1 protein-coding gene and 1 pseudogene are annotated in these 1,600 nt (G+C 44.1%); both read left to right on the top strand.

Features of this window, described 5'->3' with window-relative positions; genetic code table 11:
• The first annotated feature begins 39 nt into the window (after positions 1-39).
• Complete coding sequence (locus NJ959_RS29290; RefSeq protein WP_254015282.1) at positions 40-1,371, top strand: phage tail family protein; 1,332 nt, start codon at positions 40-42, stop codon at positions 1,369-1,371.
• A gap of 31 nt (positions 1,372-1,402) precedes the next feature.
• Positions 1,403-1,600 (top strand): annotated as a pseudogene (locus NJ959_RS30915) (IS1634 family transposase); the annotation flags it as partial.

Here is a 1,600-nt window from a genome sequence, read left to right as displayed (position 1 = left end):
CAGCAGAAGGGACTACTCTAACTTTACACCATAACCGCCTTGGCGGTTGCTATAGTTAAAGACATTTCAGGTAATCCAGTCCAATGGTTAAGTAACTTGGGTGCTGGGGCAACAGATGGGATTAAAAATCATTTCTGGGGTTCTTTTCAAACCGCTGTCAAAGAATGGTTTTCTCAGAAAGTAGAGGAAGTTTTAGGTTTGGGGATGACAGTTTGGAACGTCCTCAAACAGGGAGGAATTAATGTAACTGAAGTCAGTAAAATGGCTTGGGAGGGAATTAAATCGGCAATTCCCGCTGTCTTGATTTCAATATTAATCGAAAAAGTCGTATCAATGATAGTACCTGCTGCGGGTACAGTAATGCTAATTATTGAAGGATTGCAAGCAGCTTGGGGTACAGCTAGTCGGATTTTACAGGCATTCGAGCGCTTTATGGCGTTTTTGAAAGCAGTGAAAACCGGGCAAGCTGGACCTCCCTTTGGTGCAGCAGTGGCGGCGGCTGGTGTGGTGGTGATTGATTTTGTGGCGAATTGGTTGTTGAAGCGGTTGCGTGGGGCGGCTAGTAAAGTGGCGGCTAAAGTGCGGGAGATTGCGGCTAAGATTGGGAGTAAGATTAAGGGTAAGTTGGGTAAGGTTAAGGATAAGTTTTTTGGGAAGAAGAAGGGGGATAAGGGGAAAGGAAGAGAGGATAATCATAACCGAAGCAACGAAGAGCAGGAGCTTAGGAAGCGAGAAAAATGGCAACGTGCATTTGAACAAGCGCGACAGGCACTAAGGCAAAAGCTAAATAAAGGACTGGGCAGGATCGGCTTTTATGCAGTAATGACTTGGCTAAAGCTTCGCTACGGATTCAAGAAAATCCAGGTGGATAAGAGTGACAATCAATTTTCTGTAAAAGCCACATTTAACCCTACAGAAGAATTGGTTTCCGGGAAGATAGTCACTTTTGACTACACCGAAGAAGGGATAATTAAAGGGAGCAAGCCTTACAGACAAGGTGTTCTCAATCAGCTTGGGTTACAGCATACTGCAAAGGGACACGATCCGTCTATTCCCGATCAAACACTAGCTAATAATGCAAGGATGCAAGGAGGTTCGGGTAAGTGGTTATCCCATAGAGCTATGATTGAGGCAGGAAAACTTGCGAAGGTAATGTATCCAGATCCGAATCCTGGAGAGGCTTATTTCATTCCTATTCCACCTGGATGGGCGAAAGGATACCGCCGCGTTAATCCGAGTGAGACAATTGAACCTGAGCTTTATGTACTCCAAGATGAGGGAGCAAGAAAGCCGGGAGTAATTGAACCCACATTCCGCACCCTCAACTGTCACAAGGGAGAGTCAAACCAGAAAAAGGGTCAAAACTCATGAGTATTTCTACTCAAGATGAGCGCCAAAGGATTCATTTCATCTTCATGGCAAATATTTATCCGAATCAGTAACAGTAGAAATAACCGGGAAAGAACCAAAACCTATACCCATAAAAATTAGCCACGGCTATTCCCGCGACCATCGACCTGACTTAAAACAATTTATCATAGATTTAATCTGTACCAGTGATGGGGATATTCCCTTATTTGTGAAAATTGCTGATGGGAAT

Source organism: Limnofasciculus baicalensis BBK-W-15 (assembly GCF_024178385.1).
Classification (GTDB): Bacteria; Cyanobacteriota; Cyanobacteriia; order Cyanobacteriales; family Coleofasciculaceae; genus Limnofasciculus; species Limnofasciculus baicalensis.
Note: the sequence above shows the minus strand (reverse complement) of the source record. Positions and strands in the feature narration are given on the sequence as shown.